Below are 14372 nucleotides of genomic sequence, written 5' to 3'. Positions count from 1 at the left end.
GTTTCATCCCTGAGCGCGTCGCAGCATGTCCCGCTGGCTGCAGCTCCATCCATGTTTCGCGCAAGACCGGCTGGCGGTTCGGCGTCAGTCTCGCGGGCATGGCCGCCCGCAGCGGCCGCCGCTTCGGGCAGGCCGACGGTCTCAGAAGAATTCGATGCTGTTGTCGACAGGCTTCGGCGCGGGCGCCGGGCGCTGTTCCAGGGCTACCGTGCGCTGGGCTTCGACGCCGGTCAACTGGTGCTGGCGGGCCCGGCCCGACAGGGGCCAGTATTCCAGCTTGCGTCCCTGATCGCCGCCCGTGCTCTCACCGACGATGCGGATGCCTTCGTCCATCAGGAACTGACGGGCGAAGCGGGCATTCTGCTCGCCGACATTGGAGAAGCGCGCGATCGTCTTGGCGCCGCCGAAGATCTTGGCCTCCAAGCGGTCACGCCGGGCGCCCTTCTTGAGAAGCCCGTTGATCAGGAGCTCCATCAGATGGACGCCATAGCGCGTGGCGTCGCCCCCGGAGGCAAGCGCCTCGGCAGATCCGGGCAGCAGAAAGTGGTTCATGCCTCCCACACCCGCGACCGGATCGCGCATGCAGGCGGCCACACAGGAACCCAGGATCGTCGAGAGCACCACGTTGGGGTCCGTGACGACCTTGAACTCGCCCTGAATGACATGCACGCGCTTGGTCGCGGCGTCCTGCATCATTTGAGTGCTCCGAATACCGCTTCGATGGCGGCTTTCATCTTTTCCATGGTGAAGGGCTTGGCCAGCACGTTGTTGGCGCCCAGCGCGGCGGCCTTGGTCACCAGCGTCCGGTCGCCCTGCGCCGTAAGCATGATGAAAGCGGCCTTCTTGGTTGCGGGGTTGTTGCGCACGGCGTGCAGCAGCTCCAGCCCGTCCATCTTCGGCATGTTGAAGTCCGAGATGACCAGGTGGTGCGGTTGCTGGGCCATGATCTTCATGCCCTGCTCACCATCGCCGGCGACCGTGATCTGCTTGAAGCCGAGCTGCTGGAGGGCATCACCCAGAAGCAGGCGGCTTGTGACCTGGTCGTCAACGATGAGAACTTTGATTTTTTCGGCGATCGACATTATTCCATTCCTTCTCTTCGAGCGGCGGCCCGCTTCAGAACTTCTTCCCCAATTGCGTTAAGAGGCAGTTGAAATTCGACAGCGCCCAGCTCATAGGCCACACGCGGCATTCCATAGACCACGCAAGTTTTTTCGTTCTGCCCGAAGGTGCGCGCGCCTGCGCGCCGCATCTTGAGCAGACCGGATGCTCCATCGCGCCCCATTCCGGTCAGGATGATCCCGATGCCATTGCGACCGGCGAGATCGGCGACGGAATCGAACAGCACATCCACCGAAGGGCGATGGCCGTTCACCGGCTCCTTGTCGATCAGCCGACAGCAGGGCGCCGAGGGATTGACGATCGTCAGATGACGCTCGCCGCCAGGAGCGAGATAGACCCGGCCAACGTCCAGCCGCGCTCCATCTGTCGCCTCCTCCACCGTGGGCGCGCAGAGGCGGTTCAGCCGCTCTGCGAAGCTCTTGGTGAAGGTGTGCGGCATGTGCTGGGTGATGACGGTCGGCGGGCAATTGGCCGGGAATTTCTGCAGGACCGCGATCAGCGCCTCGACCCCGCCCGTGGACGAGCCGATGGCGATGATGCGACGGCCGCTGCGGTAGTCGGTTGCGGCATGATTGGCGTTGGCCGGGCTTGGCACGGCCGCCCGGTTGGCGCTGATCATCTGCTTGCGCGGCGAGCGCGCCGCCGCCTTGACCTTCTCGGCCAGGTCGGCGAAGGGGTGCGGATCGCCAGGCGAGGGCTTGCCGACGCAATCGAAGGCGCCGATCTCCAGCGCGGCCACCGACGCCTCGGCGCCGCGATGGGTCAGCGTCGAGACCATGATGACCGGCATGGGCCGCAGCCGCATGATCTTTTCCAGGAAGTCCAGCCCGTTCATGTTGGGCATCTCGATGTCGAGCGTGACGACATCGGGATCGAGCTGTTTGATCGCCGCGCGCGCCTGCATGGCATCGGCGGCCTGGCCGACGACGCTCACACCGGGATCGGCGCTGAGCACGGCGGTGATCAGATTGCGCATCGTGGCGGAATCATCGACGACGAGGACGCGGGCGGTCACGACGCATGCCCTCCCTTGCCGCCGCCGATGAAGCGGTAGGTGGTCACGCCGATATTGTCGAAGACTGCCTTGGCATCGCCGGAGACGCGCTCGGAATGGCCGATATAGAGATAGCCGCTCGGAAGCAGCATTCCGGCAAAGCGGGACCAGATGCGCATCTGCGTCGGTTCGTCGAAATAGATGACGACGTTGCGGCAGAAGATCACGTCGAACTTGCCCTTGAAGGGCCACTGCGACATCAGGTTCAGCTCGTTGAAGGTGATCAGCCGCTTGACCCGATCGTCGATCTGGTACTTCGTGCGGCCGTTGATGCTGGTTTCGGTAAACCATTGCTTGCGCATGGCCGGCTGGACGGTTTCGAGCGCATTGGCGTCATAGGCGCCGACACGGGCGATCGCCAGGATCTTCGGATCGATGTCGGTGGCCAGGATGCGGATATCGTAGTCGGCCGCGTTGGGCATCACGGAGAGAAGCGTCAGCGCGATCGAATAGGGTTCCTGGCCGTCGGAGCAGGCCGCAGACCAGATGCGCACGCGGCCGCCCGATTTCGCCCGCGCGATCAGCCCGGGAAGCACCTCGTCGCGCAGATGCTCGAAATGGTGGTTCTCGCGAAAGAATCGGGTGAAGTTGGTGGTCAGGTAGGACAGCATGTCCCGCCGCTCGGCGGCGCCCGCCGGAGAGGAGACAAGCGCGCAGTAATCGCGGAAGCTCTTCAGCCCGAGATTGCGGATATGCTTGGAAAGACGCGAGTAGACAAGAGAAGCCTTGCTTTCGTTGAGCGCGATGCCGGCATCGGCGTAGATCATCGCGGAAATATCCGCGAGATCGCGCCGCGTCAGCGGGAACTCACCATTGGCGAGACATTCATCGGCAGCGTGGCGCAGGTCGATCGCGACGGGCGGTGTCATGCCGCCTCGCTTTCACGGTCGCCGAAGATGGCACCCATTTCGATCAAACAGATCATTCTTCCCTCGATGGCCAGAATACCGCGTGCAAAAGACCGTTCAAACTCCGAAGCGACCTCCGGCGTAGGCTGTATCTTGTCCTCCGTAACCGTCAAAATATCGGAAACGGCCTCTACTAAAAGTCCCAGTATTTTTTGGCCCATCTGCGCAACGATGATCACATGCCGCACGCTGGGGCTGGTGAGGCCCATGCCCAGGCGCGCGGAGAGATCGATGATCGGCAGGACGACGCCACGCAGGTTGATGACGCCCAGCACGTAGGACGGGCTGTGCGGCATCGGCGTGGCGGGAGACCATCCGCGGATCTCGCGGACGGACATGATATCCACGCAGAATTCCTGATCGCCGATGCGGAATGCGATCAGCTCGCGTCCGCCTTTCGTCAGATTTTGTGCGAGATAGGCCATCCGTGCTTACCCGAAAGCAGCCAGGGCGTTTTCATGGCGCAGCGGCTGGCCGCGCGAGGCCGCCACCACGGCATCCACGTCCAGGATCAGCGCCACGCGGCCGTCTCCCAGGATGGTTGCCGCGGCGATGCCGGGCACATGGGTGTAGTTGGCCTCGAGGCTCTTGATGACCACCTGCCGCTGGCCCTGGATGGCATCCACCATCAGCGCCCTCTGGCCACCGCCTTCCGATTCCACCAGAAGCGCCACACCCTCTACCGGATTTGCCTGCTGGTAGCGGAAATTGAGGATCCGGCCGACATCCACCAGCGGGCAGAAGGAGTTGCGGATCGAGATCAGCCGCTGATTGGCGCCGAAGGAGTGGATCGAATTGGCTTCCGGCTGCAGCGTCTCGACGATGGCGGTCAGCGGCACCACCAGCGTCTGGTTGGCCACCGTCACCACCATGCCGTCGAGAACGGCGAGCGTCAGCGGCAGGCTGAGGGTGAAGACGGAGCCCTGTCCCGGCTTGGACTGGATGGAGATACGACCGCCCAGCGCCTGGATCGAGCGCTTGACCACGTCCATGCCCACGCCGCGGCCGGACAGGTCCGAGACCTTTTCGGCGGTGGAGAAGCCGGCGTGGAAGATCAGGTTGTCGATCTCTTCGTCCGAGAGGTTGGCATCGGCGGCGATCAGGTCGTTGTCGATCGCCTTCTGGCGCACGCGCTCACGGTTGATGCCCTGGCCGTCATCGGCCAGCTCGATGATGATGCGGCCGGAGCGATGCTTGGCCGTCAGGCGAACCGTGCCTTCCGGGCTCTTGCCGAGCGCCACGCGCTTTTCCGGCATTTCCAGGCCGTGATCCACCGCGTTGCGGATCATGTGGGTGAGCGGCTCGGCCAGCTTGTCGATGACGGTCTTGTCGACTTCGGTGTTCTCGCCTTCGGTGACAAGTCGAACCGACTTGCCGGTGATGTCGGCGATTTCGCGCACCGTGCGGGCCATGCGCTGGAACACCGGCTTGACCGGCTGGGCGCGGATGGCCATCACCGAATCCTGGATCTCGCGGGTGAGCTGCTGCAGCTCTTCGAGGCCCATATTGATCGACGAGGTGCCGTTTGTATCGTTCTCGATCACGCTCTGGGAGAGCATGGCCTGGTTGATGACGAGCTCGCCGACCAGGTTGATCAGGCGATCGACGCGGTCGAGATCGACGCGGATCGTCTGCCCGGCGGCCGCAGCCGGCGCGGCGGCGGCAGCCGCAGCGGCGGCGACCGGGGCCGGCAGAGGCGCAGCCTTCGCGTCGTTCATCTTGGCGCCCGGCAGCTGGACCACATTGGAAGCGGCGGCTGCGGCGGCCTCGCGTTCGCTGGCAGCGATCCGCTCCTCTTCCTCGACCAGGCCGACCGGCGGCTCGGGCTCGTCATAGAGCACCGACAGATCGAAGGGCACGGGCGTCATCGGCAGCTCGTCGCCGCCTTCCTGCTCGCTGCCCTCGTCGAGCTGGGTGATCTCCAGATCGCAATCCCACTCGGCGAATTCGAACACGGAGCGCACCGCATCCTCACCCTTGTCGGTCTTGATGACGACCTTCCAGGTGAAATAGGCATCTTCCGGCTGCATGTCCTGCAGGAGCGGCAGGGCGTCCATGTTGCAGTTGATGCTCATTTCGCCGAGGCGCGAGAGATCGCGCAGCAGAAGCGCGGCCTCGTTGCCCTTGCGGTAGAGGTCGTTCTTCGGCTTGAAGATCACCTCATAGGCCGGAAGGACGGCATTGACCGGCATTTCGTCGCCGAAATCGTCGAAGGAGAAGGCGACGGGGACGAAGCCTTCATCATTGGCTGCGGCCGGTGCAGCCGGCGCGGGCGCCGGTGCCGGCTTGGCCGCGGCCGCCTTTGGCGCGGCAGCAGCCTTGGGCGCGGCAGCCTTGGGCGCCGCGGGTTCGGCAGGCGCCAGAACCTGGCCATGCGCCAGCGCTTCCAGTTCCCGGATCAGCTGCTTGCTGCGCGCCTCGTCGACCGAGCCGCCGTCGCGGGCGCAGTTGGTCAAGTCGGCCAGGACGTCGGCCGACTTGAGCATGACCTTGAGCACTTCCTGGCTCGGCTCCAGCCGGCCGGAGCGCACACAGTCCAGCGTGGTCTCGAACACATGGGCGAACGAAACCAGATCATCGAGGCCGAACGCGCCGGCGCCGCCCTTGATCGAGTGGACCGCGCGGAAGACGGCATTGACCGTTTCGGGATCGCGATCGCCATCGTTCAGGCGTAGGAGACCCGATTCCAGTTCAGCAAGCTGCTCCTCGCATTCCTGGAAGAAAATCTCTTTGATTTCGTTCATGTCCATGGGCTTGGAGTCCTGGCTCTGTTACGCGGTGACGCGTTCGATGGCGTCGATCAGCTTCGTCGGGTCGAAAGGCTTGACGATCCAGCCGGTGGCTCCGGCCTGACGCGCGCGGTTCTTCTTTTCCGCGTCGCTTTCGGTCGTCAGAACCAGGATCGGGATCGCACGGTACTTGTCGTTGCGGCGAACGCCTTCGATGAAGCCGAAGCCGTCCAGACGCGGCATGTTGATGTCGGTGACGATCACATCGGGATTGCAGTCTTCGAGAACTTCGAGGCCCTCGACGCCATCTTCCGCTTGAATGGTTTCAAAACCGGCATTGTTGAGCGTCACGAGCAACATGTTTCGGATCGTGCGCGAGTCATCGACCGTCAGAACCCTTTTCTTCATCTCAATTCTCCTTTGCCATCAGGTGATCCATGTTCACCCCGATGAGCTGTGTGGTTTTGGAAAATGCGTCCGACGCCTGGGAGACGACGAAGGACAAATTGTCGGCCTGCCAGCTCTTGGCACCGGCCATCAGAACCTGAAGGCAAAGCGCACCGACGCGCTCGACCTTGGAGGCATCGACGATGATGTCGCTGCCACGCAGCCCCATCAACTTTTCATGCAGCTCGGTCGCGGCATTGAGATCGAGAACCGGCGCCAGAGGGAATGTCGTTGCTTTGGTCTTGGGCATCAAACGTCCTTCATCACAAACGCGCGCCGGGCCGGAGCGCGAGGGGCGGAAAGGGGAAAATCGTGGAAGGAGAGCCGCATCATGTGTCAGCGTCCCCATCCCGCGCGCCGCGCCGGGGATGGCACGGCCAGAACATCGTCGTCATCATCCGCGCCGTCCTCAGCCGGGCGGTTGGCCGCCGGCGGCACCGGGCGCGGCCGCCATCCGGGCGCGACGGCAAGCGAGGCCTGCGCAGCGGGCTTGCCGGAAGGCTTTCCTGTTTCCAGGCCGGCGAGAATGGCCGTCAGCGCGCCAAGGCGTTCGCCAAGCTGGGCGGCCTGGGCTTGCGCCTCCTGCCCGTCCCGCTGCATGGCGGCACCGCAGGTGGCCGCATCGGCGAGGCTGGCCCTGACAGCGCCAAGTTCCTCCATGCGGCCAGCCGTGCCCTCGGAGATCTCGGCCACGGCATCGCTGATGCCATGGATGCGGGAGACGACCTGACCGATCGCATCCTGCGTGCGGGCGACGCGCGCAACGCCCGCCGCCACCTGTTCCTTGGTTTCGCCCACGAGCTGCTTGATCTCGCGCGCAGCATCGCCGGAGCGCTGCGCCAGCGCGCGCACCTCCTGCGCCACCACGGCGAAGCCCCGGCCGCTGTCGCCGGCCCGTGCAGCCTCGATCCCGGCATTGAGCGCCAGAAGATTGGTCTGGAAGGCGATCTCGTCGATCACGCCGATGATCTGCCCGATCTTCTCGGCGGAGCGCTCGATATCGGCCATGGCGGAAATCGCCTGGCTGACGACCGTGCCTGTATCCTCGACCGCCTGGCGGGTCAGGCCGGCATCCTTTTCGGCCAGGCGGGTCTGGTCGGCCACGCGCTTCAGCCGCTCGCCCGTCTCGCCCAGCCCCTCAAGCGCTGCGGTGACGGCCTCGCGCTGGGCCGTGGCGGCGCCGGCAAGCGAATGGCTGTGCGTTTCCACCGCCTGCGCCGCCGGAGCCATGACGGCGATTTCGCCGCGGGCGCTGACGACGGCCGCTTCGGCGGCAGCGAGTGCCTCGTTCATGCCGCGCACCATCGGCTGATAGGCTTCCGGCACCTCCTCCGGCAGGCGGGCGGAGAGCTGGCCGGCGCGCAGGGCCTCGACCAGGGGAGCGAACAGCCCTTCGACCGCCGCCTCCTCATCGCGGCGCGCCTCGGCGAGCTGGCGATGATGCTGCTGGCGCTGATCATTGAACCGCAGGGACACGGCAACCTCGGCATCGACGAAGACCAGACGGATCAGCGCGCCCAGGAGATCGAGCACCTCCTGCCGGCGCGACTTGCCGCCTGACAGCAGAGAACGCGGCCAGGCTTCATCGACGATGGCGCCGACCATATGTTCCAAAACGATACCGTGGCCGGACAGAAGCCAGCGGGGGTCGAGCCCCATCTTGCCGCAGGCATCGGAAAGCACCTTGACCCGCTCGGCATAGAGGCTGTCGAAGCGCGCGTCGGTCAGGACACTCCAATGGGCGGCGCACAGATCGTGGAGCCGGTCGAGCTGGCGATCGCTCGTAAAATGGCGGGCGGCTTCGGGATGGGTCTGCAGCCGCTGGAAAAGGTCGCGCAGGCCGATCTCGATCGAAGGAAGCAGCGCCTGACGATGTCCGCGCACGGCATCGCCGGCGCCCTCGTCGAGGTCGGCGAATCTCAGGCGCTCAAGCAGGCTGCCCGCTTGCGCTCTTCGAGACTGTTCTGCCGAGATTTGCTGCCCCACCGTCACTTCCGTCCGCGCCAAACATTGGCCAGGGCGCGCTGATGCGCCCGGCAAGTCACTGCACTGCTTTGAGTTGGAACCGGATCGGTGTCGGCGCCTCACGCACGGGCACCCGGAGAGGAGCCCGTCGGAAGACCGGCCGTGAGATGCGTTTGCGCAAACGGGCTCACGCACTGTCTTCCTGAGGACAGGCAATGGCCTCGCCGCTTTGGCGCCACCTTTTCCGGCTGGTCATACCGGGTTGCTACCGGTGCGTCGGCTTTGGCTTCATGCCCCTGGAAGGCCGTAGTCGACTTCCATTTCGACGCGTCGCCCATCTTTATGGTTAATGTGTTGCGCGAACGTTAACGCCGGAGCGGCGCACTTCAGGAAGCCTGTGGATAAGCCGGGCCTAAATCGACCCCGATGCGGCGCGCTCGCGGCGGCATCGTCAAAATCACGTCCCGTGCAGGCGGGCTGCACAGTCGATCAGAATGATTTTGCCTGGTTTTTCTATCTTCCGGCGGTGTTTTGCCCGTAAAGATGACAGGGACGCACAACATTGGTGCAGACCCCGATTTCTGATCGATAGGAAGTTACAATTGCTCTTTCCTACAGAGATGGTTAAAAAACGGTTAATCCTCGGCAGGGGCAAACGAAAACATGCCGAGTGTGGGCAGCATCATGACGATGCTGCAAAGAGGGGACGGGGAACAATGATTGTTCTGGCAGCCAGCGCGCTTTTCACAGCGGCTTTGACGCTTACGGCCGTGTCTCTTCTGATCAACCTGGAAAGGCCACGTCGCAACACGCCCACCAGCGTGTTCTGACCCGGACTGCTGGCGGCTGGATGCTTGATTGCACCAGCCGCCTTTTCTTTTCCTGCGCCGCGCGGGTTGAACGCGGCGGCGGTCTCAAGACCCGCCCTGCCAGACGGCGATCCCTCTCAACAAAGCCTGTGCCTGCCCTATGTCTCTCTCCAGTCGAAATGGAAAGGGACCATCCATGGGTATCGAAAGCATTCTCATCTTTCTGCTGATCGGCGCGGTGGCCGGCTGGCTCGCGGGCCTGATCGTGGCCGGCGGCGGCTTTGGCCTGCTCGGCAATATCGTCGTCGGCATCATCGGCGCCTTCATCGCCGGCCTGCTCTTCCCGAGCCTCGGCTTCCGGCTCGGTGGCGGCGTGCTTGCGGCCATCGTCCATGCCACGCTGGGCGCGGTGATCCTGCTGGCGCTGATCCGCGTGCTCAAACGCGCCTGAGGAGACGCCAGCCATGACAGACAGCCTCAGCCCCGATCTCGAAAAGGCGCTCGATGCCTTTCGCGCCGATCATCCGCAGCTGACCGACCGCCAGGCCGCCCTGACGGAGATCCTCACGCGTTACTTCTCCGCCAATGGCTATCTGCCGAGCCATCAGGAAGGCAAGCGGCCGGAAGAGCTGGATGCGACCAACGACGATTGATTGTAGGCTCAGAGGCCTGCATCGTCGCATCGTCGCATCGTCGCGCCGGCCGGGCAAGGATCCGGCCGGTTGAATTCCCCTGCGGACAATGGCATGGATCGGCGGCGCCGCTTTTGCCGCGCCGTGACACAAGCCATGCGCCAGCAGCACCGTTGCCTCTGTCACGCGCCTTGCACGCCCTTGCCAACGAGCCCGCCTGATGAGCCTCTCTTCCGTTCAAGCCTTCTTTGCCGAACACGCGCCCGATATCGCCGTGATCGAACTGGCGGAAAGCACCGCCACGGTCGCGCAGGCCGCTGCCGGACATGGCGTGGAGCCGGCACAGATCGCCAAGACACTCGCCGTGCGGGTGGGCGAAGAGATCGTGCTGATCGTCACTTCGGGCCATATGCGGCTCGACAACAAGAAGTTCCGAGCCTTGTTTTCCGCCAAGCCGCGCATGCTGGAACTCGACGCGGTGGAGCGGGAAACCGGCCATCCGGTCGGTGGCGTCTGCCCCTTCGGCCTGGCGCGACCGCTGCCGGTCTATTGCGATCTCTCGCTCAAGGAGCATGCCGTGGTCGTCCCGGCCGCCGGCGCCATCCATGCCGCCGTCCACATCGCGCCGGAGCGCCTCGCGGCCCTGACGGGCGCCAGCTGGATCGACGTCTGCTCGGCCTGACAGTCTGTTCAAGACGTGCTGTTGGTCTGACGAAAATGGTGATTTCGAGAACCGGAGCGCAGCGTACGTAAGATCCGTGAGCAGCGGAAGCACGGACATTGCCATTTGCCGGCGACCAACGGCGATTCTTGGACAGACTGTGAGACAAGATGACGGCGGCGTCCTTCAGGTCGCGACCGTTGCCAGCATCAGCAGCGCGCCGCAGGTGAGCACGCCAAAGACAGGGATCAGAAGGCGCATCGCATAGTCGGCCATGATTGTCTCCTCTCGACCGGGCAGCTCCTCAACCGCCCAAGGGATTGCATCGCCAGAGCCTGCCGCCTGCGCCGAAAGAGCCTCCAACCCTTCAGACCTGCCGCAATCTCCGCCCGGAGCGAGGCGGGAATGGTTTATGACATTCCCTGCGCCCGTCCGGTTGACCAGTTTAGCGTCACAAAGATTAAGCTCTGCGCAGGGCGCTCTCCTCAATTTTAGGCGGTCGGCAAAAAAATTTGCGCGGCCCGGGAATAAGCGGAGGGCGGCATGCGTATACGGGACATGGACAAGGGAAAGACCGCTTTCGACGTCATCGGCCAGCTGGGCGCGCTTCGCCGCTATGCCCGGGCGCTGACGCGCGATCCGCACGATGCGGAGGATCTGGTGCATGACGCGCTGGTGCGCGCCTATGAACGCCGTCCGACCTTCCGCACGGGCGAGAACCTGGGCACCTGGCTTCGGGCGATCCTTCACAATGTCCATATCGATGGCATCCGACGCAAGCGCTCGCAGGCCAGCCGCGCGGAAGGCGCCGCCCTGGTGGCGGAGCAGACCGGCGGACCGGTTCAGGAGGAGGCCGTGCGCCTCGGCCAGATCCGGGACGCCTTTGCCAGCCTGCCGGAGGAGCAGCGCGCCGCGCTGCATCTCGTGGCGGTGGACGAGCTGTCCTATGCCGAGGCGGCCAAGGTGCTGGGCATTCCCGTGGGCACGCTGATGTCGCGCATCGCCCGCGCCCGGGCCCGGCTGCGGGCGCTGGACGAAGGCCGCGTTCCGGCACCGGACGCGGAGGATGAAAGTTCAAACCCGGGCCTTGCAGGCCCTGCAGTCGGGGGCAAGGCCCCGGCCCTGAAGATCGTGGGAGGTAAGGACAATGATGCTGACTGATCCGATCCTGCAGGGCGACCTCGATGCCTATGTCGATGGCCAGCTGTCGCCCGAGCGGCGCATTCAGGTGGAGGCCCATCTGGCCGCCCATCCCGATGTCGCCGCCAAGGTGATGGCCGACCTTTCCCTGCGCGGCCGGCTGAAAATGGCCCTGCACCAGGGAGAGCCGGCCGGACGGCAGGAAACCCGCGAAGCCGCGCGGCGGCTGGAACGCAGCCTTCGGTTCTCGCTCTATGTGGAGCGCGGCCGGCGCATGGCGGCAGCCGCCGCCATCGTCGCTTTTGCCTGGACCGCGACGAGCTGGCTCGGGCCCTTCCGCGCCACGGAAGTGGTGGCCTCGGAGCCGCCGCCGGCCCATGTCGAGGAAGCGGTGCGCGCGCATCAGACCGCCCTGCTGCGCGAGAACATGCGTTCGCAGCCGGAAACCCGCGGCTATGACCGCGAAGACATTCGCGCGGCCACCGCCATCGTCATGCCGACGCTGCCCGACGGCTGGAAGGTGGTGGATGTGCAGATCTTCCCCTCGCGCTTCGGACCGAGCGTGGAGGTGTCGATTGCCACGGCGGACGGCGCCCAGCGCTCGCTCTTCGCCGTGCGGCCCGGCGCCTTCTCGGTGCGTCCCGTCAATCTCTACCGGATCGACGGGGCGGAAGCCGCCGACTGGCAGATCGGGGAAGTCGCCTATGCGCTGGTCGCCAACCAGGCGACCGACACGCTGACGCGCGAGGCCGAACGTCTCTCGGCCACGCTCTACTAGAGCATCGGACTGGAAACCATACGCAGTGTGATGCTCTAGAGTTTTGTTTTCGCATCGGATTTTTCCGAAAACCGGTTCCCACTTTTCGGTCCGATGCTCTCGTCAAGACCGAACCCTTTTTCCGCAGTTGCTCGTTTTCAAGGAGAACCATGTCATGAGCTTCAGCAATCCCAATCAGCGCTTCGGCGCGTCGGCCCAGCAGGCCGCGTATCTGGACGAATCGCTGCGCCAGCACATGCTGCGCGTCTACAACTATATGGGCCTCGGCCTGGTGCTCACCGGTCTGGTCGCCTTCATCGTCGGCACGACGCCGGCGCTCTACGTGCCGATCTTCAACACCCCCTTGAAGTGGGTGGTGATGCTGGCCCCGCTCGCCTTCGTGCTGTTCTTCTCCTTCCGCATCCAGACGATGTCGGCAGGGACCGCGCAGGCCATGTTCTGGGCCTTCTGCGCCGTGATGGGCCTGTCGCTCGCCTCGGTCTTCCTGGTCTTCACCGGGGTGTCGATCGCGCGCACCTTCTTCATCGCGGCCACGATGTTCGGCGCCACCAGCCTCTATGGCTATGTCACCAAGCGTGACCTGACCAATATGGGCGGCTTCCTGATGATGGGTCTGATCGGTGTGGTCATCGCCTCGATCGTCAACATCTTCCTGGGTTCCAGCGCCCTGCAGTTCGCAATCTCGGTCATCGGTATCGTCGTGTTCGTCGGCCTGACCGCCTATGACACGCAGAACATCAAGGAGCAGTTTGCGGAGAACATGGATCAGGAATCGCAGCAGAAGCTGGCCGTCTTTGGCGCGCTGTCGCTCTACCTGAACTTCGTCAACATCTTCCAGCTGCTCCTGAACTTCACCGGCGAACGCGAAGGCTAAGCCTCGCCTAACGCTCATCGCCGGGGCTGGCCCGTAAGGTCGCGGCCCCGGCGCGCAGGACGGCGAAACCCGACAGGCAGCCTTCAGGCATCGCAGCGATGCCATGGCGCCGGGGACCATCGGGTTTGCCGCAGAGCGCGGTGTCCAAGAGCTTCTGAAAGCTGCGCCCGCATCCCATCACCGTCCCCAGACGAAACTTGAAAACCCGCGCCTGACCCTCGGGACCGCTCCACGCACATTGGCGCGGCCACGACCGAGCCTCTGCGCGCGACATTATCGACCGAGCGCCGGCTCCCGCCTCATGGGCCGGGAGAGCGCGAAGCCCGAACCCCCGGGCGCTTCCTGCGGGAGGCCCCGGATACACAGCCAAGGAGACCTTCATCATGGATCACAACGACCGCCAGACGATCGATGGCCTGTTCAACCGTCTCGCCGAGGCCGAACGCCAGGCAGGGCCGATGGACAAGGAGGCCGACAGCTTCATCCACGACAAGATCGCCCGCCAGCCGGCCGCCCCCTATCTGATGGCGCAGACCATCGTGGTGCAAGAACAGGCGCTGGCCATGGCCGAGCAGCGGATCGCCGAGCTTGAGCATCAGGCATCCCAGGCGCAGCAGGCGCCGGCCGGTGGCGGCGGCTTCTTCTCCAGCCTGTTCGGTGGCGCCAGCGCGGCCCGCACCGCGCCGCCGCGCAGCCCGGCCCAGGGCGGCGCCAATCCCTGGAGCAACCAGCCGGGCCGCCAGACGGCCTATGGCCAGCCCCAGGGCTATGGCCAGGGCATGCAGGGCCAGCCGCAAGGCGCCTGGGGCCAGGCGCAGCCGGCCCAGCGCGCCGGCGGCGGCTTCATGGCCGGTGCCGCCCAGACGGCGATGGGCGTGGCGGGCGGCATGCTGCTCGGCAGCGCCATCTCCTCGATGTTCTCCGACCCTGCGCAGGCCGCAGAGGCCGCAGCCGGCGATGCGCTGCAGGAAACCGGCCTGCAGGATGCCAGGATGGAGGACATGGGCGATTTCGGCGGCGGCGACGACATGGAGGTCTGAGCCGTGCCGAAGGGCTTTTCCGCCGGACCGGGCTTTGCCTGCGGTTCGGCGGGGCTAGCCCTGACCTGTTCGGACATCAACGGTTCAGATGAGCGTGGTTTGGACCAGATCGCAAACGGCTGACGGCATGATGCCGTGAGCCGCCCGCTGCCGAGGCGGGCGAAAGGGTCCTGTGGCTCCTCCCGACGCAGACCCTTTCCAGGTCTTGCCGGC

16 protein-coding genes are annotated in these 14372 nt (G+C 64.9%); 7 read left to right on the top strand and 9 right to left on the bottom strand.

The genetic code is table 11. The annotated features are described in order from the left end of the window. Positions 1-141: 141 nt before the first annotated feature. The 9 genes from cheD to BJF92_RS12560 all read right to left on the bottom strand — a co-directional run bounded on the left by cheD (position 142) and on the right by BJF92_RS12560 (position 8246). The gene (cheD, locus tag BJF92_RS12600; RefSeq protein ID WP_075635098.1) at positions 142-696 is read right to left on the bottom strand and encodes a chemoreceptor glutamine deamidase CheD; all 555 of its coding nucleotides are present in this window, start codon (positions 694-696) and stop codon (positions 142-144) included. Then, positions 693-1082 carry a response regulator gene (locus tag BJF92_RS12595; RefSeq protein WP_075635097.1) on the bottom strand — a complete coding sequence of 130 codons (390 nt, stop codon included), beginning with the start codon at positions 1080-1082 and terminating at the stop codon, positions 693-695. Before BJF92_RS12595 ends, cheD begins: the two co-directional genes overlap by 4 nt. After that, the gene (locus tag BJF92_RS12590; protein ID WP_280938381.1) at positions 1082-2137 is read right to left on the bottom strand and encodes a protein-glutamate methylesterase/protein-glutamine glutaminase; all 1056 of its coding nucleotides are present in this window, start codon (positions 2135-2137) and stop codon (positions 1082-1084) included. Before BJF92_RS12590 ends, BJF92_RS12595 begins: the two co-directional genes overlap by 1 nt. Beyond that, on the bottom strand, positions 2134-3045 hold the full coding sequence (gene cheR, locus BJF92_RS12585) for a protein-glutamate O-methyltransferase CheR (protein ID WP_075635096.1): 912 nt from the start codon (positions 3043-3045) through the stop codon (positions 2134-2136). Before cheR ends, BJF92_RS12590 begins: the two co-directional genes overlap by 4 nt. Beyond that, positions 3042-3509 carry a chemotaxis protein CheW gene (locus BJF92_RS12580; RefSeq protein ID WP_075635095.1) on the bottom strand — a complete coding sequence of 156 codons (468 nt, stop codon included), beginning with the start codon at positions 3507-3509 and terminating at the stop codon, positions 3042-3044. Before BJF92_RS12580 ends, cheR begins: the two co-directional genes overlap by 4 nt. Before the next feature lie 6 nt (positions 3510-3515). Further along, the gene (locus tag BJF92_RS12575) at positions 3516-5834 is read right to left on the bottom strand and encodes a chemotaxis protein CheA (protein ID WP_075635094.1); all 2319 of its coding nucleotides are present in this window, start codon (positions 5832-5834) and stop codon (positions 3516-3518) included. Positions 5835-5855: 21 nt separating this feature from the next. After that, positions 5856-6221, bottom strand: a complete 366-nt coding sequence (cheY1, locus tag BJF92_RS12570) for a chemotaxis response regulator CheY1 (RefSeq protein WP_075635093.1) — start codon at positions 6219-6221, stop codon at positions 5856-5858. A 1-nt stretch (position 6222) separates the two neighbouring features. Next, positions 6223-6510 (bottom strand): STAS domain-containing protein, encoded by a 288-nt coding sequence (locus BJF92_RS12565; protein ID WP_075635092.1) that lies wholly within the window; start codon positions 6508-6510, stop codon positions 6223-6225. Between the two features lie 86 nt (positions 6511-6596). Continuing rightward, complete coding sequence (locus tag BJF92_RS12560) at positions 6597-8246, bottom strand: globin-coupled sensor protein (protein ID WP_075635091.1); 1650 nt, start codon at positions 8244-8246, stop codon at positions 6597-6599. 984 nt (positions 8247-9230) lie between these two features. Here BJF92_RS12560 and BJF92_RS12555 point away from each other — a divergent pair. The 7 genes from BJF92_RS12555 (at position 9231) to BJF92_RS12520 (ending at position 14159) form a co-directional block, all read left to right on the top strand. After that, positions 9231-9485: a GlsB/YeaQ/YmgE family stress response membrane protein gene (locus tag BJF92_RS12555; RefSeq protein WP_075635090.1), complete on the top strand. Its 255-nt coding sequence runs from the start codon at positions 9231-9233 to the stop codon at positions 9483-9485. Between the two features lie 13 nt (positions 9486-9498). Next, positions 9499-9687, top strand: coding sequence for a hypothetical protein (locus BJF92_RS12550; RefSeq protein WP_075635089.1), 189 nt, complete (start codon positions 9499-9501; stop codon positions 9685-9687). Positions 9688-9886: 199 nt separating this feature from the next. Then, positions 9887-10348 carry a YbaK/EbsC family protein gene (locus BJF92_RS12545; protein WP_075635088.1) on the top strand — a complete coding sequence of 154 codons (462 nt, stop codon included), beginning with the start codon at positions 9887-9889 and terminating at the stop codon, positions 10346-10348. A 537-nt stretch (positions 10349-10885) separates the two neighbouring features. After that, a complete protein-coding gene (locus BJF92_RS12540) occupies positions 10886-11488 on the top strand; it encodes a sigma-70 family RNA polymerase sigma factor (RefSeq protein WP_075635087.1) in 603 nt (200 codons plus the stop codon). Next, on the top strand, positions 11475-12245 hold the full coding sequence (locus tag BJF92_RS12535) for an anti-sigma factor family protein (protein WP_075635086.1): 771 nt from the start codon (positions 11475-11477) through the stop codon (positions 12243-12245). The genes BJF92_RS12540 and BJF92_RS12535 overlap by 14 nt, the downstream gene beginning before the upstream one ends. 154 nt (positions 12246-12399) lie before the next feature. Continuing rightward, on the top strand, positions 12400-13119 hold the full coding sequence (locus BJF92_RS12530; protein WP_075635227.1) for a Bax inhibitor-1/YccA family protein: 720 nt from the start codon (positions 12400-12402) through the stop codon (positions 13117-13119). Between the two features lie 383 nt (positions 13120-13502). Beyond that, the gene (locus tag BJF92_RS12520; RefSeq protein WP_075635084.1) at positions 13503-14159 is read left to right on the top strand and encodes a DUF2076 domain-containing protein; all 657 of its coding nucleotides are present in this window, start codon (positions 13503-13505) and stop codon (positions 14157-14159) included. The last annotated feature ends 213 nt before the right edge of the window (positions 14160-14372 follow it).

The organism is Xaviernesmea rhizosphaerae (assembly GCF_001938945.1).
Classification (GTDB): Bacteria; Pseudomonadota; Alphaproteobacteria; order Rhizobiales; family Rhizobiaceae; genus Xaviernesmea; species Xaviernesmea rhizosphaerae.
The sequence above is the reverse complement of the archived record's forward strand: the minus strand, read 5'-3'. Positions and strand labels throughout refer to the sequence as shown.

What these genes read in the sequence shown, in the direction of transcription:
- cheD (WP_075635098.1), bottom strand. Translation starts at nt 696, where the DNA reads ATGATGCAGGACGCCGCGACCAAGCGCGTGCATGTCATTCAGGGCGAG.
- BJF92_RS12595 (WP_075635097.1), bottom strand. Translation starts at nt 1,082, where the DNA reads ATGTCGATCGCCGAAAAAATCAAAGTTCTCATCGTTGACGACCAGGTC.
- cheR (WP_075635096.1), bottom strand. Translation starts at nt 3,045, where the DNA reads ATGACACCGCCCGTCGCGATCGACCTGCGCCACGCTGCCGATGAATGT.
- BJF92_RS12580 (WP_075635095.1), bottom strand. Translation starts at nt 3,509, where the DNA reads ATGGCCTATCTCGCACAAAATCTGACGAAAGGCGGACGCGAGCTGATC.
- BJF92_RS12575 (WP_075635094.1), bottom strand. Translation starts at nt 5,834, where the DNA reads ATGGACATGAACGAAATCAAAGAGATTTTCTTCCAGGAATGCGAGGAG.
- cheY1 (WP_075635093.1), bottom strand. Translation starts at nt 6,221, where the DNA reads ATGAAGAAAAGGGTTCTGACGGTCGATGACTCGCGCACGATCCGAAAC.
- BJF92_RS12565 (WP_075635092.1), bottom strand. Translation starts at nt 6,510, where the DNA reads ATGCCCAAGACCAAAGCAACGACATTCCCTCTGGCGCCGGTTCTCGAT.
- BJF92_RS12555 (WP_075635090.1), top strand. Translation starts at nt 9,231, where the DNA reads ATGGGTATCGAAAGCATTCTCATCTTTCTGCTGATCGGCGCGGTGGCC.
- BJF92_RS12550 (WP_075635089.1), top strand. Translation starts at nt 9,499, where the DNA reads ATGACAGACAGCCTCAGCCCCGATCTCGAAAAGGCGCTCGATGCCTTT.
- BJF92_RS12545 (WP_075635088.1), top strand. Translation starts at nt 9,887, where the DNA reads ATGAGCCTCTCTTCCGTTCAAGCCTTCTTTGCCGAACACGCGCCCGAT.
- BJF92_RS12540 (WP_075635087.1), top strand. Translation starts at nt 10,886, where the DNA reads ATGGACAAGGGAAAGACCGCTTTCGACGTCATCGGCCAGCTGGGCGCG.
- BJF92_RS12535 (WP_075635086.1), top strand. Translation starts at nt 11,475, where the DNA reads ATGATGCTGACTGATCCGATCCTGCAGGGCGACCTCGATGCCTATGTC.
- BJF92_RS12530 (WP_075635227.1), top strand. Translation starts at nt 12,400, where the DNA reads ATGAGCTTCAGCAATCCCAATCAGCGCTTCGGCGCGTCGGCCCAGCAG.
- BJF92_RS12520 (WP_075635084.1), top strand. Translation starts at nt 13,503, where the DNA reads ATGGATCACAACGACCGCCAGACGATCGATGGCCTGTTCAACCGTCTC.